Annotated in this window: 22 protein-coding genes and 2 tRNA genes; 16 read left to right on the forward strand and 8 right to left on the reverse strand. The window is 58.5% G+C overall.

Annotated elements, in window-relative coordinates:
- The first annotated feature begins 157 nt into the window (after window positions 1-157).
- From GPK42_RS03585 to folB, 7 genes are all read left to right on the forward strand, one after another.
- A tRNA-Gly gene (locus GPK42_RS03585) sits at window positions 158-233 on the forward strand.
- 3 nt (window positions 234-236) lie between these two features.
- Window positions 237-311 (forward strand) — tRNA-Val (locus GPK42_RS03590).
- A 633-nt stretch (window positions 312-944) separates the two neighbouring features.
- Window positions 945-3,167: an anaerobic ribonucleoside-triphosphate reductase gene (gene nrdD / locus GPK42_RS03595; RefSeq protein WP_161155448.1), complete on the forward strand. Its 2,223-nt coding sequence runs from the start codon at window positions 945-947 to the stop codon at window positions 3,165-3,167.
- A 426-nt stretch (window positions 3,168-3,593) separates the two neighbouring features.
- Window positions 3,594-4,175 carry an anaerobic ribonucleoside-triphosphate reductase activating protein gene (gene nrdG, locus GPK42_RS03600; protein ID WP_035138878.1) on the forward strand — a complete coding sequence of 194 codons (582 nt, stop codon included), beginning with the start codon at window positions 3,594-3,596 and terminating at the stop codon, window positions 4,173-4,175.
- A gap of 66 nt (window positions 4,176-4,241) precedes the next feature.
- Complete coding sequence (gene folE, locus GPK42_RS03605) at window positions 4,242-4,799, forward strand: GTP cyclohydrolase I FolE (protein ID WP_195544129.1); 558 nt, start codon at window positions 4,242-4,244, stop codon at window positions 4,797-4,799.
- Window position 4,800: 1 nt separating this feature from the next.
- A complete protein-coding gene (locus GPK42_RS03610; RefSeq protein ID WP_215693580.1) occupies window positions 4,801-5,382 on the forward strand; it encodes an HD domain-containing protein in 582 nt (193 codons plus the stop codon).
- A gap of 43 nt (window positions 5,383-5,425) precedes the next feature.
- Complete coding sequence (gene folB, locus GPK42_RS03615; protein ID WP_161115749.1) at window positions 5,426-5,911, forward strand: dihydroneopterin aldolase; 486 nt, start codon at window positions 5,426-5,428, stop codon at window positions 5,909-5,911.
- 6 nt (window positions 5,912-5,917) lie between these two features.
- Here folB and GPK42_RS03620 read toward each other — a convergent pair whose 3' ends face one another.
- On the reverse strand, window positions 5,918-6,694 hold the full coding sequence (locus GPK42_RS03620) for a M48 family metallopeptidase (RefSeq protein ID WP_252200077.1): 777 nt from the start codon (window positions 6,692-6,694) through the stop codon (window positions 5,918-5,920).
- 74 nt (window positions 6,695-6,768) lie between these two features.
- Window positions 6,769-7,782, reverse strand: a complete 1,014-nt coding sequence (locus GPK42_RS03625; RefSeq protein WP_035138875.1) for a dipeptidase — start codon at window positions 7,780-7,782, stop codon at window positions 6,769-6,771.
- 120 nt (window positions 7,783-7,902) lie between these two features.
- Between GPK42_RS03625 and GPK42_RS03630 the strand changes: the two genes are divergently transcribed.
- The 3 genes from GPK42_RS03630 (at window position 7,903) to GPK42_RS03640 (ending at window position 9,794) form a co-directional block, all read left to right on the forward strand.
- Entirely contained in the window at window positions 7,903-8,331 is a 429-nt protein-coding gene (locus tag GPK42_RS03630) for an FKBP-type peptidyl-prolyl cis-trans isomerase (protein WP_035138874.1), read from the forward strand.
- A 3-nt stretch (window positions 8,332-8,334) separates the two neighbouring features.
- Window positions 8,335-8,913 carry an urease accessory protein UreE gene (locus GPK42_RS03635; RefSeq protein ID WP_052044235.1) on the forward strand — a complete coding sequence of 193 codons (579 nt, stop codon included), beginning with the start codon at window positions 8,335-8,337 and terminating at the stop codon, window positions 8,911-8,913.
- A gap of 83 nt (window positions 8,914-8,996) precedes the next feature.
- Window positions 8,997-9,794 (forward strand): HAD-IIB family hydrolase, encoded by a 798-nt coding sequence (locus GPK42_RS03640; RefSeq protein WP_215693584.1) that lies wholly within the window; start codon window positions 8,997-8,999, stop codon window positions 9,792-9,794.
- A gap of 77 nt (window positions 9,795-9,871) precedes the next feature.
- Here GPK42_RS03640 and GPK42_RS03645 read toward each other — a convergent pair whose 3' ends face one another.
- From GPK42_RS03645 to GPK42_RS03665, 5 genes are all read right to left on the reverse strand, one after another.
- Entirely contained in the window at window positions 9,872-10,252 is a 381-nt protein-coding gene (locus GPK42_RS03645; protein ID WP_215693586.1) for a Fur family transcriptional regulator, read from the reverse strand.
- 61 nt (window positions 10,253-10,313) lie between these two features.
- Window positions 10,314-10,724 (reverse strand): acylphosphatase, encoded by a 411-nt coding sequence (locus GPK42_RS03650; RefSeq protein WP_195245751.1) that lies wholly within the window; start codon window positions 10,722-10,724, stop codon window positions 10,314-10,316.
- 2 nt (window positions 10,725-10,726) lie between these two features.
- On the reverse strand, window positions 10,727-11,833 hold the full coding sequence (locus GPK42_RS03655; protein ID WP_195245750.1) for a Gfo/Idh/MocA family protein: 1,107 nt from the start codon (window positions 11,831-11,833) through the stop codon (window positions 10,727-10,729).
- Window positions 11,834-11,908: 75 nt separating this feature from the next.
- On the reverse strand, window positions 11,909-12,445 hold the full coding sequence (rnhA, locus tag GPK42_RS03660) for a ribonuclease HI (protein WP_195245749.1): 537 nt from the start codon (window positions 12,443-12,445) through the stop codon (window positions 11,909-11,911).
- A 12-nt stretch (window positions 12,446-12,457) separates the two neighbouring features.
- Entirely contained in the window at window positions 12,458-13,396 is a 939-nt protein-coding gene (locus GPK42_RS03665) for a LysR family transcriptional regulator (protein ID WP_215693588.1), read from the reverse strand.
- A 273-nt stretch (window positions 13,397-13,669) separates the two neighbouring features.
- Between GPK42_RS03665 and GPK42_RS03670 the strand changes: the two genes are divergently transcribed.
- From GPK42_RS03670 to GPK42_RS03680, 3 genes are all read left to right on the forward strand, one after another.
- Entirely contained in the window at window positions 13,670-14,980 is a 1,311-nt protein-coding gene (locus GPK42_RS03670) for an O-acetylhomoserine aminocarboxypropyltransferase/cysteine synthase family protein (protein WP_195245747.1), read from the forward strand.
- Between the two features lie 311 nt (window positions 14,981-15,291).
- Window positions 15,292-16,068, forward strand: coding sequence for a hypothetical protein (locus GPK42_RS03675; RefSeq protein WP_195245746.1), 777 nt, complete (start codon window positions 15,292-15,294; stop codon window positions 16,066-16,068).
- Between the two features lie 186 nt (window positions 16,069-16,254).
- The gene (locus GPK42_RS03680; protein ID WP_195245745.1) at window positions 16,255-16,461 is read left to right on the forward strand and encodes a hypothetical protein; all 207 of its coding nucleotides are present in this window, start codon (window positions 16,255-16,257) and stop codon (window positions 16,459-16,461) included.
- Window positions 16,462-16,569: 108 nt separating this feature from the next.
- Here the strand turns inward: GPK42_RS03680 and GPK42_RS03685 are convergent, their stop codons facing one another.
- Window positions 16,570-17,484, reverse strand: a complete 915-nt coding sequence (locus GPK42_RS03685; RefSeq protein ID WP_252200078.1) for a ketopantoate reductase family protein — start codon at window positions 17,482-17,484, stop codon at window positions 16,570-16,572.
- 480 nt (window positions 17,485-17,964) lie between these two features.
- Between GPK42_RS03685 and GPK42_RS03690 the strand changes: the two genes are divergently transcribed.
- From GPK42_RS03690 to GPK42_RS03700, 3 genes are all read left to right on the forward strand, one after another.
- Window positions 17,965-19,155, forward strand: a complete 1,191-nt coding sequence (locus GPK42_RS03690) for an aldo/keto reductase (RefSeq protein ID WP_215693590.1) — start codon at window positions 17,965-17,967, stop codon at window positions 19,153-19,155.
- 90 nt (window positions 19,156-19,245) lie between these two features.
- Entirely contained in the window at window positions 19,246-20,265 is a 1,020-nt protein-coding gene (locus GPK42_RS03695) for a Gfo/Idh/MocA family protein (RefSeq protein WP_338404324.1), read from the forward strand.
- A gap of 166 nt (window positions 20,266-20,431) precedes the next feature.
- A complete protein-coding gene (locus GPK42_RS03700; protein ID WP_215693592.1) occupies window positions 20,432-21,298 on the forward strand; it encodes a deoxyribonuclease IV in 867 nt (288 codons plus the stop codon).
- Window positions 21,299-21,378: the final 80 nt, after the last annotated feature.

Raw genomic sequence — 21,378 nt, forward strand, 5'->3', positions numbered from 1 at the left:
CAGGGTATCGGGTTCCCACATTCATCCGCACATGTGCGGATGAATGTGGGAGGTGTTCGGATAAAGTCGATAATCAAGGTTCGCGAGGGCGTTGCAAAACTTTTCAAAAAAAGTTCTTGCATAGGATGCGGGCATCACGTAAGATTAATCCCCGTAAGCGGACATGGCTCAGTTGGTAGAGCACAACCTTGCCAAGGTTGGGGTCGCGGGTTCGAGCCCCGTTGTCCGCTCCATTTGGGCGTTTAGCTCAGGGGGAGAGCGCTTCCCTGACACGGAAGAGGTCAGAAGTTCAAATCTTCTAACGCCCACCAAATGTTCGCAGCTCAGAGGCTATGTCCTCTGGGCTGTTTTGTTTTGCCACCAAGCACGCCGCCAAATAAGCCACCAAATATTGATCCAAGGTCTGTACGCGATGGTCTTCGCATCCCGTAGAGGTGCCGGCAGATTGCATACGTCCTGGCCGATCGTGACCGCAACATGTTGGTCAAGCATAATCTTTTGGATTCTTTTGGCGTGAGCGGCTTGGTTTTGGTAGGATTTGTCAGCGGCTTGACTAAGGGGGTTTTATAACTGCCATGCAGGTAGCCGTGTTGGTAACGTTTTACCGACTTGCCAAGAACCCCTCATAATTAATGCGTCTGGAAAATGACCAATTGCTTTGACCTGCTGAAACACTATATGTTGTGTTTGAACTAAAAAAAGAATACAGGATATAGATGTGTCTTTGTCGTATGATAGATGGCGGACAGAGAACGAAGACCTTAACTGCCTCTTTCGAACGTGTCCTTGAGCCGCTTGATTGGCTCTAGGGAATGTCCGCATGGAGGCTTATGGTTTATCGAGAACACAGATTGCGCGACGGCGCCGCAAGACAGGGGCAAGCCCTGCCGGGCATCGTTTGGCTCTGAAGCGCAATGAGGCTACGACGCGAAAGAGGCAAGAGGATGAAGATCATCAAGCGCAGCGGCACCGAGGTTGTCTTTGACATCGATAAGATCGTCAATGCCATCCGCGCCGCCAACTTGGAGGTCGAGGAGAGCTCTCGTCTAACCGACCGCCAGGTGGTTTATGCGGCGCAAAACGTCGCCGAGGCATGCGAGAACGCGGGCCACACCGTTTCGGTCGAGGAGATCCAGGATTTGGTCGAGGACGAGATCATGCGTCTCGACTGCTACGAGGTTGCCCGCCACTACATCATCTATCGCTATGTTCAGAGCCTGAAGCGCCAGAAGAACACGACCGATGACAAGATCCTGTCGTTGATTGAGTGCAATAACGAAGAGGTCAAGCAGGAGAACTCCAACAAGAATCCGACCGTCAACTCCGTTCAGCGCGACTATATGGCCGGCGAGATTTCCAAGGACCTGACCCAGCGCGTGCTGCTGCCCCAGGAGATCGTGGACGCCCATAATGAGGGCCTGATCCACTTCCATGATTCGGATTACTTTGCTCAGCACATGCACAACTGCGACCTGGTGAACCTGGAGGACATGCTCCAGAACGGCACCGTTATCTCGGGCACGCTGATCGAGAAGCCGCACAGCTTCTCGACCGCCTGCAACATCGCGACGCAGATTATCGCTCAGGTTGCTTCCTCCCAGTACGGCGGCCAGTCGATTTCGCTGACCCATCTTGCTCCGTTTGTTGAGGTGAGCCGTCAGAAGATTCGCGGCGAGGTCGCCCGCGAGCTCGAGGAGCTCGGCGTTTCCGCATCTCCCGAAAAGGTCCGCGAGGTTGTTGAGGACCGCCTACGTGACGAGATCCGTCGCGGCGTTCAGACGATTCAGTATCAGGTCGTAACTCTTATGACCACCAACGGCCAGGCGCCGTTCGTGACGGTCTTTATGTATCTTAACGAGGCCCGTACGCCTCAGGAGAAGCACGACCTTGCCATGATCGTGGAGGAGACGCTTCGCCAGCGCTACGAGGGCGTTAAGAACGAGGCCGGCGTATGGATTACCCCGGCATTCCCCAAGCTCATCTATGTGCTCGAGGACGATAACGTTCACGAGAATTCCCCGTACTTCTACCTGACCCAGCTGGCCGCTAAGTGCACCGCCAAGCGCATGGTGCCCGACTACATCTCCGAGAAGAAGATGCGCGAGCTCAAGCTGTCGAAGGGCGAGACCGCGGGCAACGGCGACTGCTATACCTGCATGGGCTGCCGCAGCTTCCTGACGCCCGACCGTTCGGGCAACGGCTTTAACAATGTCGCCAACGCGCTGAACTATGACCCGACCAAGCCTAAGTACTATGGCCGCTTTAACCAGGGCGTTGTGACCATTAACCTGCCTGATGTCGCGCTGAGCTCGCATCAGGACATGGACAAGTTCTGGAAGATCTTCGACGAGCGCCTTGAGCTATGCCACCGCGCCCTGCTGTGCCGTCATGAGCGTCTGATGGGTACGCTTTCGGATGCCGCGCCGATTCTTTGGCAGTACGGTGCCCTCGCCCGCCTGAAGAAGGGCGAGACGATCGACAAGCTGCTCGTGGGCGGTTACTCCACCATTAGTCTGGGTTATGCCGGCCTGTATGAGTGCGTCAAGTACATGACGGGCCACAGCCACACCGAGAAGGAGGGCACGCCCTTTGCCATGGCCGTCATGCAGCGCATGAACGACAAGTGCGCGGAGTGGAAGGCCGAAAGCGATATTGACTTCTCGCTGTACGGTACCCCGCTTGAGTCGACGACCTACAAGTTCGCCAAGTGCCTGCAGCGTCGTTTTGGCATCATCCCGGGCGTGACGGACAAGGGCTACATCACCAACAGCTACCACGTCCACGTGTCCGAGGAGATCGACGCATTCGACAAGCTCAAGTTCGAGGGTATGTTCCAGCAGCTTTCGCCGGGCGGTGCCATCTCCTACGTCGAGGTTCCCAACATGCAGGACAACCTCAAGGCTGTCATCCGCGTGATGCAGTACATCTACGACAACATCATGTACGCCGAGCTCAACACCAAGAGCGATTACTGCCAGGTGTGCGGCTACGACGGTGAGATCAAGATTGTCGAGGATGACGGCAAGCTGGTGTGGGAGTGCCCCAACTGTGGCAATCGTGACCAGGAGAAGATGAACGTCGCCCGTCGTACGTGCGGCTACATCGGTACCCAGTTCTGGAACCAGGGTCGAACCGAGGAGATCCGCGACCGCGTGCTGCATCTCTAATAACCATCCCAGGCCGCCCCGTAGCGAGGCCCCGGACCTTTACTCGCTATTTCGGACAGTCCTGGCTCACGACGGAGGCGCCACTGGCGCCTCCTGTTCGTGCGGAACTCATATCGAGCAAAGGTCCGGGGCCTCGCTACGGGGCGGCCAAGTTGACGTAGTTGAGATGCAGCTCGCGGTCTGCTCACTCCTCGAAGTTTTTAGCGGAAATAATTCGAGCTGCAGCAGCGATTGATTTGCAATGGCGGTTGAGCTGCAACAAAGTTTTTATTGGACCTCGAACCCTATACTCGATGTTCGCTTCGTTCATTGAGTTACCCTTTGCATGAGGCCGGGACATATCGTCCCGCCCGCAGTTTCGCAGGCCGAAGGCCGAGAATGTTTGAGGACGGGATGATATGTCCCGACCTCCCGGGAGAGTTACCTATGAACTACGCGAACATTAAGTATTTCGACATTGCTGATGGGGAAGGCGTTCGTACTTCTCTGTTTGTGAGCGGGTGCCGTCGTGGGTGCAAGAATTGCTTTAACTCCGTCGCGTGGGACTTTGCTGCGGGTGAGCCGTTCGATCGTGCCGTCGAGGACAAGATTATCGAGAGCCTCGACCACCCCTTTATCGATGGTCTGACGATTCTGGGCGGCGAGCCTATGGAGCCCGAGAATCAGGTGGGGCTTGTTGACTTTATCGAACGCGTGCGTGCGGCCTATCCCGCGGGGTCGGGCAAGACCATTTGGTGCTTTACCGGCGACGTGCTCGAGGAGCTTATGCCGGGTGGCCGTCATCATACCGAGGTGACGAACCGTATCCTGGCCCGCCTCGACATGTTGGTGGACGGCCCGTTTGTTCAGGATCTGTACGATATCTCATTGCGTTTTAGAGGCTCGAGTAACCAGCGTGTGATCGATATGAACGCTACGCGCGACCGTGCTGAGCGCGAGGGTGTTGCGCTTTGTGATGCGGTTGAACTTTGGCGGGACGATCCAGTCTATTCGACCCATACTATGTAGCTTGTGGCCGATGCCAAAGGGCGTGGTACCATAGCGCGAACGCAAAATCGGAAAAGTGAGGCCCAGATGATCGATCAGGAAAAAGTCGAGGCCGCCATTAAGCTGTTGCTTGAGGGCATAGGCGAGGACCCAACTCGTGAGGGCCTGCTGGAGACCCCGGCGCGCGTTGCCCGTATGTATGGTGAGATCGCCGGCGGTATGGACCAGAGTGCCGAGGAGCACCTGTCCAAAACCTTTGCCGTCGCTTCGAACGATTTGGTTATCGAGCGCGACATCACGTTCTACTCGCTGTGCGAACATCATCTGCTGCCGTTTTATGGCAAGGCCGCCATTGGTTATATCCCCAACGGCCGTGTCGCAGGGCTCTCTAAGCTTGCCCGCACGGTTGAGGTCTACGCCCGTCGTCTGCAGCTGCAGGAGCAGCTGTGCGCACAGGTTGCCGATGCCCTCATGGAGTATCTCGCTCCCCAGGGAGCGATTGTGCTCATGGAGGCTGAGCATATGTGCATGACCATGCGCGGCGTGCAAAAGCCTGGCACCAAGACCGTGACGCTCGCTCGCCGCGGCGTCTTTGAGACCGATCCGTCGCTCGAGGAGCGGTTCTTTAGGATGCTGGGCCGTTAGCATGAGGGTCGTCAATGACTTTACATCGAAGACCGATGGGGGGACGCCGCGTCGCGGCTTCATGGCTTCGGGCCTGGCCCCCTTTGATGCCATGCCTCGCATTGATTACATCTGTGCCAACGGTCTGTTCCGGCGGCACCTGGGCAACATTGCACAGTTGGAATCGGGGCGCATCTTCTGCCGCCACGGTATTGACCACCTGCTGGATGTCGCTCGCATTATGTGGATCAAGAATCTCGAGGAACAGCTCGAATTTGACCGCGAGGTCATCTACGCCACGGCACTTCTTCACGATATCGGCAAAGATGAACAGTATGAATCGGGTATATCCCATGATGTTGCAAGCGAACGCGTCGCTGATGCGATTCTCGGCGGTATGCCCGATGACGTAGCGTTTGAGCCGGTCGATGCCGCAGCCATTAAGACGGCCATTCTGGGCCATCGAAAGCTGCGCGTGAACAGCCAACCGCTCGAGCGCCTGCTCTATGCAGCCGACAAAGCGTCGCGCGCCTGCTTTGCATGCCCCGCGCGCAATGCTTGCAACTGGAGCGATGATAAAAAGAACCTGTCGATTCGCGTGTAGTTAGTTTACGCGGTCGGGGTTCTAAACGAAGGAGACGATCGCGATGAGCAACAAGAAACTGCCCGAGAATGCAACCAAGACTGAAGGCGCCGAGCTCGCCCGCCGTGGAAGGGGCGAAATATCCACCGCAACGGCGGTGCCCCACGTGAACTATGACGATCTGCGCCATGCCGACCGCATCACCGTTGAAGGTCTTGAGGTTTTTGCTAACCACGGCGTGTATCCCGAAGAGAACGCGCTGGGCCAGAAATTCATCGTGTCCTTGGTACTCTATGCTGACCTGCGTGCAGCGGGAGAGCACGATAACTTGGACGCCTCGATTGACTACGGCTCGGTGTGCCACGATGTCGATGGCTATCTGCGCGAGCATACGTTTAAGCTCATCGAGGCGGCAGCTGAAGGTACGGCCCAGATGCTGCTGCGCCGTTATCCCTCGCTGCTTGGTGTGCGCATCAAGCTCGATAAGCCGTGGGCGCCTGTTGGCCTGCCCTTGGCAAGCTGTGGCGTCGAGATCGAGCGTGTGCGCTAACCGGTTCTAATACGTCTCTATGGGTGGCTGCTTGAGCCGCTGCGACAGAGCCCTGTTGTTGGGGCAGTACGTGTCGAGCAGCGCGTGAAACCGATGATTGTGGCTCGGCTCGAGCAGGTGGACGAGCTCGTGGGCGACAACCATGTCAAGGCACTCGACGGGGTAGGCGGCAAGTTCTCGTGCGATGCGAATGGCGCCGGTTTTGGGCGTGCATGATCCCCAGCGCGTTTTCATGCTGCGCACGGAAACGCGGGAAACGGCGACACCCATTGCGATTTCGTATGCGTGCACCATATCACGCAGCGCCGATGTGACTTCGGACGTATAGAGCTGGTCAATATGGGCTTGGATCTCACTGGGCGTTAAGCCGTCGAGGGTCGCATTCCACTTGGCCTGCTGACGTTCGTCTGGCTCGTCGGCACCCATAAAACTTGCGAAGGTGGCCTGCTTGGGCCGCGGTGCGGGTGATGCAAAGTTGTGATCGAGTGCGTCCTGTACCGTGATGGGCTTGCCCCAAAGCGCAATGATGGACGAGGGGCTGAGCGGCTCTCGTGCCGTCGCCTGACGTTGCTCGCGCTGGGCAAGCCGGCTGATAATCCAGGCGCTGTTGCGCTTCACAAACGCTTCGATGCGCTCGCGACTGGCGCCGAGCGGTGCGCTGGCGTGGACCTCACCGCTCGATGTGACGCGTAGGTTGAAGTTCTTGACGCGCTTTTTGGTAACGACGACGGGGATGGGCGTCCCATCCGGTCGGGATACGGAAATCGTAAACTGCTGCGTCAAAAGCGGTCCTTCAGATTGGGGACGGGCCGGCATGTCAACCGTTCGGCATGCCGACCTGCTCAAGGGATGTGAAATTAATAACGCTCAAAGAAGGCAAGCGCGTTGTCGCTGCAGAGCTTTTGCATCACGGTCTTGCCAAAATGCTTGGAAAGCATGTTCTGGAACTCGGGCATCTTGCTGGCATCGGAGAGGAAAGCGGGCACCGTGGCACCGTCCCAGTCGCCGCCGAGTGCGATGACGTCCTCGCCGCCCAGGTCGAGCCAGTGCTCGATATGTGCCGCTAGCTGGTCGAAGGTGACGTCTGCGGCGGTCTTGTCGGTTGCGTCGTTGGAAAGGAACTCGCTGCAGTAGTTGAGGCCGACGATACCGCCCATGTCGCGAATGGTGCGGAACTGGTCGTCGGTAAGGTTGCGTTTGACGCCGCAAACCGCACGGGAGTTGGAGTGGCTGGCGACGAAGGGACGCGTGGCGTGGGCGACAACCTCGTCAAAGCACTCATCGTTGAGGTGGGAGACGTCGAGTACCATGCCGGCGTGCTCCATCTGTGTAAGTGCCTCGATGCCGGCGCCGGTGAGGCCGGCGTGGGTGTCGTGGCCGCTCGCGAGCGGCCCCTGCGCATTCCAGCTGAGTGACGACATAAGCACGCCCAAGCTCTTGAGCACTTCGATCAGCGCGGGGTCCTCGGCAAAGAACGTGGCGTTTTCGATGGTGTGGATGCAAGCGACCTTGCCGTCCTTGAGCGCGGGGCGAATGTCTGCGGCGCTGCGCACGTTGACCATACGGTCGTGGTTGAGCATTGCCTGGCCGCTCATATGCGCCATGATCTGCGCCTGGAAGCGCGCGGCGTGGGCGGTGGGAATCTCGTCGGGGACAAACGTGGCGAAGCACTGTGCCCACGGCGTGTTGCCGATCTTTGCGAGCGAGATGGCACAGGCGTTACCCTCGATGAGGTCGAAATCTTGCGGATGCGTTTCGTCGCCGGGGAAATAACCGTCGGTGCCGGCGGTAAAGCGCAGGTCGAGATCGAGCGTGGCCCAGCCGATTCGGTCGGCGGTGTCGCAGTGTAGGTCAAATACGGGATATGCCATGGTTCCTCCGGTTGCAGCGTTTCTTTGCAAACTGTCTTCAAATTGTATGACTAGGGTATAGTTAGCGCCATATGTTCATGGCGGCCCGTGTTGTGCGCCGCCCTTATCACGGAGGTTTCCATGTCCAACCAGGGCAAGAAGGTCAAGACTCATTATCGCGGCACGCTCGACGACGGCACGCAGTTCGATAGCTCCTACGATCGCGGTGAGCCGCTGGAGTTCACCTGCGGCGCCGGCCAGATGATCAAGGGCTTCGACGCCGCTGTTGTCGACATGCAGGTGGGTGAGAAGAAGACCGTGCACATTCCTGCTGCCGATGCCTACGGCGAGCACAATCCCGAGATGGTTCTGACCTTCCCGGCCGAACAGGTTCCTAACATCGAGCAGATTGAGAAGGGCATGAAGCTCTTCTTGTCCACGCCGAGCGGTATGCCCGTCCCCGCCGTGGTCATCGATGTAACGCCCGAGGCCGTGACGCTCGACGCCAACCACGAGCTGGCCGGTAAGGACCTCAACTTTGATATCGAGCTCGTCGAGGTCGAGGGTTAGAGTATGCCTGAACGCTTGGTTTCGACGACATGCTTGGGAAATCTCAACGATCCGTCCTATGAACTCCTGCTTCGCCGGAAGTTGGGCGGCGTCTTTGAAGTTGACGATCTGCTGCTCGATTGGGACCAGGCTGATGTATACGCGTTTGTGGGCGTGACGGAGCTGGGGCGCACGGTCGATGTTCGGCTGGATACTGCCGACGGCGGTCGTCTTGCCGACGGCGACGTGCTCGCCATTGACCGTTCGGGCATGGTGCCCGTGGCGGTTGTCGTGCGCTTGCGCAGCGCCGAGGTTTATTTGGTCGAAGTTGACCGCATGGACCCGATTGCGCTCGCGCATTCGTGCTGGGAGATCGGCAACATGCATGCGCCGCTCTTCCGGGGCGACTCGGACGAGCATACTGTGCGCATGTATACGCCGGTGCAGCCTGTTTTGGGCCGCATGCTCCGGGGTGTCGAGGGTGTTCGGCTCTCGCTGGTTACCCGTGAACTCGATGCGGACCGGCGCTTTGCGTCGAGTGCGGCGGAGGTCGTCGTGAGCATGGCTCCCGACTTTACCATCGTAAAAAAGGCGCGCGGCTAAGCGCGCGTATGCGCAAGACGGGCTTTGAGGGGCGACCGATCAAGGTCCGTCTTGCTGTTGATATGAGGCTTTGGGGGAAGCATATGGGTCTTGAGGGAATCAAACTGATTGCATGCGATTTGGACGGCACGTTGCTGCATCCGGGGGAGCGCGAGCTGCGTTCCGAGGCCTTTGAGCTTATCGATGAGCTGCATCGTCGTGGTATCGTGTTTATGCCGGCGAGTGGCCGTCAATATGCGAGCTTGCGCTACCTGTTTGCCCCGGTGGCCGATGAGCTCGCCTATGTATGCGAAAACGGAACCCTGGTGATGAGCGAGGGGCGTGCCGTCGTCAAGCGTTCCATGGAGCGTAGCCTTGCTATGGCTATCGCGAATGCCGTGGTTGCGTATCCCCATACCGACGTGACCCTTTCGTGTGAGGGGCACATCTACGCCATGAGCGGTAACGATGCGTTCGTCGACCATTTGCGCTATGTGGTCCACTGCGATGTGGCGGTGGTCGACCGTCCCGAGGACATCGACGAGGATGTCATTAAGATTGGCTTCCAGACGCCCGAGGTGGATTATCCGGCAGCCCGGGAGTATTTCGAGCGCCTCTTTAGCGATCGTGTCGAAGTGATGACGTCGGGAACCGCATGGACGGACTTGATCGGTTTCGGTTCGGGCAAGGGCTCCGCGCTTGCCGATTACGGTCGTGCCCTGGGTATTTCGCCCGATGAGATGATGGCTTTTGGCGACAATGAGAACGATCGCGACATGCTCAACGTCGTGGGCCATCCCTATCTGATGGAGAGCTGCAACCCCACCATGCGTGGCGTCAACGACCGCGTCCGTTACGTGCGCACGGTCGAAGAAGAACTGCACCGTCTACTTGCTGAGTAAACATTTGGGGCATGTCTAGAAATCTATTTTTTGCTGCAAAGCGCGGAAAGGTGGATTTTAAGGCATGTTCCAAACGTCTACCGGCAATCGGGGCAGAGACCCTCGAAGATGGTGTAGTGCGACGTGACGTGCCAGCCGATTTGCTCGGACGCTTTGGCGTCGAGCTGTGCATCGAAGGGGAGTGGTACGTCGATGACGCGGCTGCACGAGGTGCAGATGATATGCGCATGCGGCTCGACGGTGCGATCGAAGCGGCTGCCGCCCGGCGTCTTGATGGAGAGGATTTCGCCGGCGTCGGCCAAGAGATTGAGATTGCGGTAGACCGTACCGCGGCTGATTTTGTCATCCTGCGCGCGCACGACGTTGTAGATTTCGTCGGCGGTGGGATGGTTATAGCTTTGGCGCACGGCGTCAAGAACCAGCTTTCGCTGCTTGGTATTCCTTCTTTGCACCGCCATGCGCCTCGCCTCTTTTCTATTAACGGTCGTAGGTAAATGATACCGTATTTAGCACACAATACTAATAATGAGGAGTGAAACCGTCTTCATTGGCAAGTGGGGCTCGGGCCTGGGCATCTACGAGGCGAAAACGCGTTCCCATGCGCTCGTAGGAGGCATGAAGTGCCTCGAGATGAGATAGGATATTTGCCGGAGCTCCCTGTATCTCCATCTCGACTGAGCCGTCTTCCATGTTACGCACCCAGCCGGTGAGTGCGCGTGCCTGCGCGAGGTTGGTGTTGGTAAAGCGAAAACCAACGCCTTGGACTTGCCCCGCCCAGCGCAGGAAATAGCGCAGGGGAGTGTCTTGAGTGGCCTCGTCGCTTGCGAGCACGGTAAGCCTGCGGCGCAGCTCGAGCTCGACGTTTGATGGTTTTTGAGGCTCTCGACTGCCGCCGGTGACGCTGGAGAAGAACGTATCGAAGAGGCCCATCGCTATGCCTGCTTGCCTGCGTCGGCCGGGAAGGTTATGCCGGCCTGCTGACGCACGGCATCCATGATGCGTAGTGAGACGAGCGTGACATCGCGGTAGTGGCCAAGCTCGTGGCGTCCCGCCGGGGTCTCCCAAATCTCTTCCTTGACGTTATCGATGCCGCCGATGGCGGTGATGAAGTCCGTGAGCTCGTATTCCATAGTGTTGCTCGATTTGGGCAGGTCGAGCACGCGGCCGTTATCGCCCTGTTCGCGCGGCGCCTCGGTCGCCGAGCCGCGTACGACGTCGCCGCGATAGTCGATGCGGACGTTGCGGGGCGTGGACAGATGGTCGATCTGGATAGTGCCACGCTCGCCTTCGATCTGCGAGGGCAGTAGGTCATTCGTAATTTTGGAGTGCGCGAGCTCGACGGAGATTCGGCCACCGCCGTAGCTGGCGAGGATGGAACCGCAGCCGTCGATGGGGCCGTGCGTGAGCTGTCGCGTGGTGGGGTCGAGCAGAGTAGCCATGCTCGTAAGGCCGGAGGGCATGCCGAAAATCTCGACCATGGGCTCGACGGTGTAGACGCCAATATCCATGAGGGAACCCGATGCCATATTGCAGTCGAAGATATTGGTGGCGCGTCCCGCGAGAATCTCGTTGTAGCGCGAGGAATACTTGCCAAAGCGCAATGAGGCGCGGCGGATGGGGGCGATTTCACCCAAGGCGTCCTCGATGGCGTGGAAGGCGGGATCGTGGAGGGGACGCATGGCCTCGAGGGCCACGACACCTGCTGCCTCGGCAGCGCGGAAGACCTCAAGCGCTTGCGCCTCGGTGGCGCAGAAGGGCTTTTCGACGATAACGTGCTTACCGCCGGCGATGCAGGCGAGCGCCTGTTCGTGATGGAGTGCATTGGGGCTGCCGATGTAGACGGCGTCGACGTCGTTGGCGGAAGCGAGCCCGTCGAGTGCGGTGAAGTTACGCTCGCCGCCGTGCTTAGCGGTGAAGGCGGCGCCGCGATCAGCATCGCGCGAGAGCGTGCCCACAAACGCAGCTTGGTCGTTGGCGTTGACGACCTGGATAAAGTCGTCGGTAATCATGGATGTGCCGATGGTCGCTATACGCAGCATGTATCCCCCTCGTGCCGTTCGGTTTACAGGATGAGTGTAGCGCGAAGGGGCAGGAAATAGCGTGCGAAAACGCCGTTACAGGTCGCTCTCGTTAAAGCCGGTGTCGATATCGAGGTTGCTGCCGTCGGCCGCCCTGGTGGCAAGCTCGTCGCAGCGCTCGTTGAGCTCATGGCCGGCGTGACCCTTAACCCAGATGAACTCAACCTTGTGCTTGCTCTTTGCGGTGAGCAGGCGCTCCCACAGATCGCGGTTCTTGACAGGCTGCTTGTTGGCGGTCTTCCAGCCGCGTTTTTTCCAGCCGTCGATCCAGTGCTTGTTGAAGGCGTTAACGACGTACTGCGAATCGGAATGGACTTCGACGTCGCAGGGGCGGTTGAGCGCCTCGAGTGCCACGATAACGGCCATGAGCTCCATGCGGTTGTTGGTGGTCTTGGCGTAGCCGCGCGAAAGCTCAGAGGTGAAGGTCTTGCCGGCGGGGTTGGTGTATTTGAGCACGGCGCCGTAGCCGCCGCGTCCCGGATTTGATCGGGCCGAGCCGTCGGTATAGATGATGACCTTCACATGGTTCCTTTCGTTGGGTACGTTTCGTGTGAGTGACCATTGTAGCGCCATGCCCGCCGGGGGCTAGCAATCTACGATTTCTACCCCGTCTTCCGACAGTTGGTTGGCATGGATGATGCGGTTGAGTTCGTCGAGGTATTGCTGCAAGAGGGGAGAGGGCTTGCGATCGTCGTGCATGATGTAGCCCACATGCATCGTCGGGGCGTCTGCTAACGGGATCGATGCCATACCCCATTGCATTTCATTGGAGAGGACACCGGTCGACAGGGTGTAACCGTTCGACGTGATAAGTAAGTTAGTAAGTGTTCCGCGGTCCGAGATTCGTATGTTGCGGTCGCAAGGGATATAGCTAAAAGGTTCCTCGGCGTAATAGAAGGAGTTTGAGGTTCCCTGCTCAAAGCTGTAGCGCGTATAGGGTGTGAGGTCGGCAAGGGACAGCTGCGGGCGGCGGGCAAGCGGGTGGCGCTCGCTAACGAAGACGTGGACTTTTGCATCAAAGAGGGGATGAAAGCTCGCCCGGGCATCGGTAAAGGCCTTCTGCAAGACACGGGTATTAAAGTCATCCAGATAGAGGATGCCGATGTCACTGCGAAACGCGCGCACGTCGTCGATGATCTGCGCTGTGGTGGCCTCGCGCATGATGAACTCGAACTTGCTGTCGCGGCAGCGCTCGACGACGTTGACAAAGGCCTCGACCGAAAACGCGTAGTGTTGGGCCGAGATGGCAAGGCGGGCTTGCGGGATGCCGCCGTCTTCGTAGCGGGCCTCGAGCATGTCGGCCTGCTCAACGACCTGGCGCGCATAGCCCAAAAGCTCGGTGCCATCGTTGGTGAGCGTGACGCCGCGGCTGGAGCGCGTAAAGATTTCCAGATGGAGCTCCTGTTCCAGGCTTTTGACGGCGTTTGAGATGTTGGACTGAGCGGTATAGAGGCGCTGGGCCGCGGCGTTGATTGAGCCGGACTCTGCCACGGCGATCAAAAAGCGAAGCTGCTGGAGGGTCATCGGCGCCCGTCCTTTCGTGTGTTATCTACAAAACCGATAACAGGTTAGCGCTTTTAAGTGATTGACCGAGAGAAACAATGCTCGTACTATTCAAAACACACAAAGGCGGTAGGTAATTAAGCCAACCACGGAACCGGGATGCGAAAGGAGGCCCGCATATGAATTGCTTACCAAGACGAATGCCGGGCTCCTGTTTGCGCCCGTTGGCGTAATCAGGAGATAGCGACTTACTTCTCTCACTCTTATTACTTTTGTTCGATCAAGGAGATCATCATGAGCCAGTTCATCAACAACCCCGAGCACACCTTTGGTTTCGATACCCTGCAGCTGCACGTTGGCCAGGAGAGCGCCGATCCTGCATCCGACTCCCGTGCCGTGCCTATCTACCAGACCACGAGCTATGTGTTCCGCAACTCCCAGCACGCCGCTGACCGCTTTGGTCTTGCCGACGCCGGTAACATCTACGGCCGTCTGACCAACTCCACCCAGGGCGTTTTCGAGGACCGTATCGCCGCGCTCGAGGGTGGCGTTGCTGGCCTCGCCGTCGCCTCTGGCGCCGCCGCCATCACCTATACCCTGCAGGCACTTGCCCAGGCCGGTGACCATGTGGTTGCCCAGAAGACCATCTACGGTGGCTCCTACAACCTGCTGGAGCATACGCTCTCCCAGTTTGGCGTCGAGACCACGTTTGTCGACGCTCATAATCTGGAAGAGGTCGAGGGGGCCATCAAGGACAACACTACGGTCATCTATCTCGAGACGCTCGGCAACCCCAACTCCGACATCCCCAACATCGACGCCATCTCCGAGATCGCCAAGAAGCGCGGTCTGCCGGTTGTCGTCGATAACACCTTCGGCACCCCGTATCTGTTCCGTCCGCTGGAGCATGGTGCCAACATCGTCGTCCACTCCGCAACCAAGTTCATCGGTGGCCACGGCACCTCGCTGGGCGGTGTGATCGTCGACGGCGGTAACTTCGATTGGAAGGCGAGCGGAAAGTACGCCCAGATCGCTGAGCCCAACCCCTCCTACCACGGTGTTTCGTTTGCCGAGGCTGCCGGTCCCGCCGCCTTCGCGACCTATGTCCGCGCTATCCTGCTGCGCGACGAGGGCGCTTGCATCAGCCCGTTCAACGCCTGGGTCCTGCTCCAGGGCACCGAGACTCTGTCGCTGCGCGTTGACCGTCATGTCGAGAACACCAAGAAGGTCGTTGAGTTCCTGGCTGGTGACAGCCACGTCGCCAAGGTGAACCACCCGAGCCTGCCTGAGCACCCCGATCACGAGCTCTATCAGAAGTACTTCCCCCGTGGCGGTGCCTCGATTTTTACCTTCGAGATTAAGGGTGGCCAGGAGGCAGCTTGGAAGTTCATCGACCATCTGCAGGTGTTTTCGCTGCTCGCCAACGTGGCCGACGTCAAGTCGCTCGTCGTGCACCCGGCTACCACCACGCACTCCCAGCTCTCTGCCGAGGAGCTCGCCGAGCAGAACATCACGCCCTCCACGATCCGTCTTTCCATCGGTACCGAGAACGCCGAGGATATCATTTGGGATCTGAAGCAGGCCTTCGCCGCGCTGGACGAGTAAGGCGACTTGTGCAAGGACCCCTTGCGACTCGATAGGTATAACTGCATAAAATGCCTGCTCAAGGCGCCTGTGTGAACTATGGTTGCACAGGCGCTTTTTTGCATAGAGAGGGTGTAAAAACAGGGTTTTTGGCACGCTTTATGCATTCGAGTTGTGGAAAACTCCTGTTAAGAGGATGTGAGTTTTACGCAATTGACGTGCGCCTTTTGAGTAAAACCGCAGGTCGCGATTTGCTCGGGGTACTATGCAGCGCGATCGAATCACACGCAGCTCAAACGCAGCAAAAACACACTACGGAGGTTTCCAGCTACATGAGGATCGATTCACGAAAACCGAAAGCCGCCGCCCTTTCCGCCGCTCTGACTGTGGCACTTTTGGCGGGCGCCGGCGCAACTGATGCCCACGCGGCAACACTGTCTGATACGGTCGGATCTACGCCGTCCGAGGCGACGCTGGTGCAGCCCGTCGACTACCGCGGTGACGGTTATGGCTCCATGCAGGAGTGGAACGCCTCGATGGGGGCAAAGCGCGATTCCCTGGAGATGCGCGCTCAGATCATTATGAATATGTATGGCGACTATGCTACCGATGACGAGCGCGCTGTGCTGCAGGGTTGCATCGACGGCGCGGGTAGCCTGTTGACGATGGGGGAGGTCGACGCCAAGTCGACCGAGCTCGACGAGCTTCGCTCCACGCTCGAGGATGCCAAGCGCGAGGCGCTCGAGGCTGCCGCAGCCGAAGCCGAGGCCGCTGAGGCCGTTCAGGCTTCGTATTACAACGCCGGCTCCGGCTTGTCTTACGCGTCTGCTGCGTATTACGCGAACGGCTCGGGCCTGACGCGCTCGAGCGGCGTCAATAACTATAACGGCCGCCGCGAGACTTATTACAGCAGCAACGTGTTGTATCACCACCGCACGGGCGAATGGACGCAGGATTCCGAGGGCTTTTGGCGCGATTCCGATGGCTACTACGTCGTGGCCGCGGGCGATAAGGCTCAGGGCTCCACGTTTACCGGATCCAAGGGCGAGTGCAAGGTCTATGACTCCGGCTGCGCAGCCGGAACCACCGACTACTACACTGGCTGGTAATTGTTCTGCATCACGGATATTTGGCGGACGGGCGTCTTTACCGAGCTTTAGGGCAACGTAAGGACGCCCGTTCTATGTGTGCGCTTGAGCTAACAGAGCCCTTACCGTGACGGTACGTCGCGCATATGGGCGCGGGGCACACTAGTTCATGAGAAATAAGGTCTTTCTCGTGGAGGAAGTGGTCTTGTGAACGCTCGAGATATTGCCATTGCCGCCGTCGCATTGGTGCTTGGCTGCCTTGGTCCTACGGCCGCGCTCGTTGCGGGCATGCAGGGGTCTTGTGGGGCTGCCTCTATCGTGGTCAGTGCGTTGGTCGCGGCCGCACTGCTGGGAAGTGCGGGTGCAGTCCTTTGTCGCGACGATGAGGACCAGGCGTCGGAGTCGCAGCTCTAACCGTCGGGACATCGACTACTGGTTATAGATGAAGATGAAAGCCGCCGTAAGGGGAGTGCTCCTTGTGGCGGCTTTGCTGTTGAGCCTGTTGACGTGGTGAGCCGGGCGCTACCAGCTTTTCTCGATATCGCGGATGCGCTGATAGAGCCAATCGTTTTGCGGCACTTGGATATCGTGTTTGACGGCCAGGCGGCAAATGGTGCCCGCGAACTCCTCGACTTCGGTTTTTCGTTGCGCGATGCGGTCCTGCGCCATCGAGGGCATACCGGTGGGGTCGATTCCCTCAATGAGGTGCACCATCTGCGTCAGATCTGCCTCGGTCAGCTCAATGCCCTCGGCGTTGGCGACCGCAAGCGTTTCGCGCATGGCAGAAACAAAGCAGCGACGCTGCTCGGAGCCCGGCTCCGTGGCGCTTCCGTAGGTCCCGCCGTAGGCCATGCACGTCTGGTTGATGCCGTCGTTGAGCATGAGTTTGGCCCACATGCGGTGCGCAACGTCGCTCTCGACGGTATGGGCGATGCCGCAGCGCGTGTAGAGCTCGTCGATGGCGGTGACGGTTGCGAGCTCGGTGCCGGCCGCCGCGCCAAAGCGGATTTCGCCCGCATTGGTAAAGGTGAGCTCTCCGTTGAGGAACACGGCGTCCATGCCCTGGCAAATACCAAGAACGGTATGCTCCCAGCCAAAGCGCTCGGCAATCTTCTGCTCGCTCGTAATGCCGTTACACAGCGAGGCGATGAGCGTATTGGGTCCCACGACGCGCTCCATAGTCTTGAGTGCTTGGTCGAGACCGGTGGTCTTGACTGTCAGGATGACCAGATCGGCGGGCGTTGCCTCGCTGGCGCGGACGGACTTGAGCGCACAGGGCTTGCCATTGACGGTGAGCGCATCGCCCGCGTGACGCTCAAAACGGACGTCATCCATAACGTATTCGACGGCGTCGTTGCCGAGTGCCTGGGCGATCATACTGCCGTAGAGTAGCCCGACGCCACCCTTGCCGATAAAGGTGACCTTGTTGATCTGCATGTGAATTATCTCCCCATATAAAAGGCGCCCGCGTAAGGGGCGCCTGATGGATTGTATGCTGCCAGGGTGATTGGTGGGTGCGCGGGGCGGCTGTTATGAAAAAGAAACTATTGCGCTGTGCGCTTATGCCGCGGGGCAGACCGCAAAGACGCGGGCGGGGTATCCGACGCCATCGCGGACCTTGGGGAAGGTGCAGAAGATGACGGCGCCTGTGGCGGGAAGCTCGTCCAGATGGTCCATGACTTCGATTTGATGGCGGTCGACCGAGAGGATGTATTGCTCGCCGGGGTAGGGGTAGGCGTCCTCGCACGTGGTGATGCCCGGCTCCTTTCATCGGGCTTTTTGCTGATGTTAAAGCGGTGCCGTGACGGCTCGATTTCTGCTGCGTTACGATACGTTCTCAATTGCGATTCCGATGTGTTTCGATGACGTGACGGGTTTGTTTCGCCTTGTCAGGGCTTCGATGGGAGGGGAGGGGCCGTGCAATACCGCGTTGACCCTAAAAGTGGTAACCGAATATCCGCTCTGGGTCTGGGCTGCATGAGGTTTCCCGGTGCGCCGGGACGTCCGGATGCGAAGACAGCCGATGCCATCATTTCCCGTGCGGTGGAGCAGGGGATTAACTACCTGGACACGGCCTATCTCTATCCCGGCAACGAGGCGTGCGTGGGTGCGTCGCTTGAGCGCCTGGGCTTGCGCGACCAGGTTTTGCTCGCAACCAAGCTGCCGCATGCTTCGTGCAAATGCGCGGAGGATTTCGACCGGTTTTTCGACGAGCAACTGCGCCGCCTACGGACTGACCATATCGACTATTACCTCATGCACAACATTACCTCGCCCGCCCAGTGGGAACGTGTGGTGGCGTTGGGCATCGAGGACTGGATCGCGCAGCAAAAGGCTGCAGGGCGTATTCGTCAGATAGGCTTTTCGTACCACGGCAGCGCGGCGGACTTCCTTACGATGCTCGATGCGTATGAGTGGGACTTTTGCCAGATCCAGTACAACTACGCTGGAGAACGATATCAGGCGGGAACGGCGGGGCTCATGGCCGCCGCCGAGCGAGGTCTCGCGGTGTTTGTGATGGAGCCGCTTTTGGGCGGACGCTTGGCAGGCAAATTGCCTCCGCGGGCGCGCGCTGTTCTCGATGGTGCATGCGATCGGCATTTGCATACGCCTGCCGCTTGGGGGCTCTCGTGGGTGTGGAATCATCCCCAGGTGACCATGTTGCTTTCTGGTATGACCGATACCGCGCAGGTGGACGAGAATTCGTCACTGGCAGACCTCGCGTTGCCGAATTCGATGACGGCCAACCAGCTCGACACGATTGCGCGCGTGTTGATGGAGTTTGAGAAATCGAACCGTGTGCCCTGCACGGGATGCGGCTATTGCATGCCGTGCCCTAAAGGCATCAATATCCCTGGATGTTTTGCCGCCTACAACGCAAGCTATGCGCACAGCTGGTTTACGGGGCTGTCTCAATACTTTACGGCGAGCGCGGTGCGCACAAGCGAGCCCAAGTTGGTGAGCAATTGCGTCAAATGCGGCAAATGCGCGCGGCACTGCCCGCAGCACATCGATATTCCCGAGCGTCTCGACGATGTGCGCCGACGTTTCCAGCCTGGTCCCGTGACGGCGGTGCTTAAGGCCTTCGGCAAAACGCGCTCCTCATGACCCTTTTATAACTTGCGGTGGAATAGTTCCTGTTTGCGGCAGAATAGGGGCCAAACAGGAACTATTTCACCGCAACTGAAGGGGGCTGTCGTGGGTCATCGAGATTCATGTGATGATTTGCGTGAGGTTCGTTGGGGCGTTTTGGGCGCCGGGCACATTTCGCATCGATTTGCATCGTCGCTCAAGGAGGTGGACGGGGCACGGCTTGTGGCTGCGGCCGGCCGCACTCCTGCACATGTCGAGGAATTTTGCCGAGCGTTTTCGATCGATGCTGCGCATGGCCATGCCTCGGTCGACAATAACGGCGACGCGGCTTATGGCGCGCTGATTGCCGACCCCGATGTCGACGCAATCTACTTGGCTCTTCCGCATGGCATACATACGCGTTGGGCCTGTCGCGCGCTGCGCGCCGGAAAGGCCGTGCTGTGCGAAAAGCCGGCCGTTTTGAGTGAGGAAGAGGCTCTCTCGATTGCCTCCATCTCTCGCGAGCGCGGCGTGCTGTTTATGGAGGCGATGAAGAATCGGTTTTGCCCGATGCGCACTCGCGTGAAGGACTTGCTTGCGTCGGGTGAGCTTGGCCGTATTGTCTCGATTGAAAGCGTGCAAAAGCTCGATTACGGCGAGTCTCCTTCGGGCTATCTGCTTGATCCGTTGCAGGGCGGCTGTCTATATGACATGGGCTGCTATGCGGTCGGTTGGTTTGAGGATTTGCTCGCGGGCGCGTGCGAGGTTTCGTCCCGTGAAGTTCGCTGGCGTGACGTATCGGGCGGTCGCGTCGATTGGGCCGACGAGATCCATATGAGCGTCGGCGGTATACCCATTCATATGGTGTGCGACGGCAAAGCAACATATGAAAGCCGCTTAACGATTGCCTGTGAGCGGGGTTCGTTGGAAATCGAGCGTCTCCATCGCCCCGAGCTCGCCCATGTGAAGTACTCCGACGGGCGAACGCTCGAAATAAATGCCCCGTTTGAGGTCGATGATTTCTACGGCGAAATCCAGCATGCGACGCAGCTCATTCAGGCGGGGAAACTCGAAAGCCCCATCATGTCCCTAGCCGCCACGCAGCGCTGCGCGCACATCATCGATGCAATCCGTCTAGCCCTCTAGGACTTGGCGCTGACGCGTAGGGGATCATGACGCCGGCGCCCGTGGTGCCTGGCGGCCCACATCTCTGATGCCCCTTTTATAACTTGCGGTGGAATACGGTCTGTTTGCGCCAAAATAAGGCACCAATAGACCGTATTTCACCGCAACTGATGAGGGGGAGCTGGAGATGCTGACAATCGGATGTCATCTTTCGACGACGAAGGGCTATCGGGCAATGGGGGAGACGGCGTTGTCCATTGGTGCCAATACCTTTGCGTTCTTTACGCGCAACCCGCGCGGTGGCAAGGCAAAAGACCTTGACATGGATGACGTGGCGGCTCTGCGCGAGCTTATGGCGCAAAACGACTTTGGACCGCTGGTGGCGCATGCCCCGTATACCTATAACCCCTGCTCCGCTAAGGAGCGGGCGCGAGAGTTTGCCTTGGAGGCTATGGCGGAAGATTTGCAGCGTCTGGAAGCACTGCCCGGCAACTACTACAATTTTCACCCCGGTGCGCATGTGGGAAAAGGGGCAGACGCCGGCATTCAGATGATTGTCGACACGCTGTGCCAGGTGATGTTTGAGGGACAGCAGACGACGGTATTGCTCGAGACCATGGCGGGCAAGGGCACCGAGGTGGGCCGTAGCTTTGAAGAACTGGCGTGCATTATCGAGGGCGTTGCCGCCAAGTGCCCAGAGCTGTCCGATAAGCTGGGCGTTTGTTTGGACACCTGCCATGTGAGCGATGCCGGCTACGACATCATCCATGATCTGGACGGCGTACTCGACGAGTTCGACCGCGTGGTGGGTATCGATCGCTTGCATGCCGTACACATCAACGATTCGAAGAACCCTTGTGGCGCCCATAAAGATCGTCACGAGTGCATCGGCAAGGGATACCTTGGCAGCGAGGAATTTGGTGGCGGTATGCAGGTTATACAGAATATTGTATCGAATGGCCGTTTGCGTTCGCTGCCGTTTATTTTGGAGACTCCGAACGAACTTGCAGGTTATGCGGCTGAAATCAAACTGTTAAGGTCATTGCAGCAGTAAAGGCTGCCATAAACTGGAGTGCTACATTCACGTTATGGGTTTGTTTCAATCAGTTTTCTAATTGCAGATTCTTCCAAGCG

The sequence above is a fragment of the Collinsella aerofaciens genome (assembly GCF_018785265.1).
Taxonomy (GTDB): domain Bacteria; phylum Actinomycetota; class Coriobacteriia; order Coriobacteriales; family Coriobacteriaceae; genus Collinsella; species Collinsella aerofaciens_AI.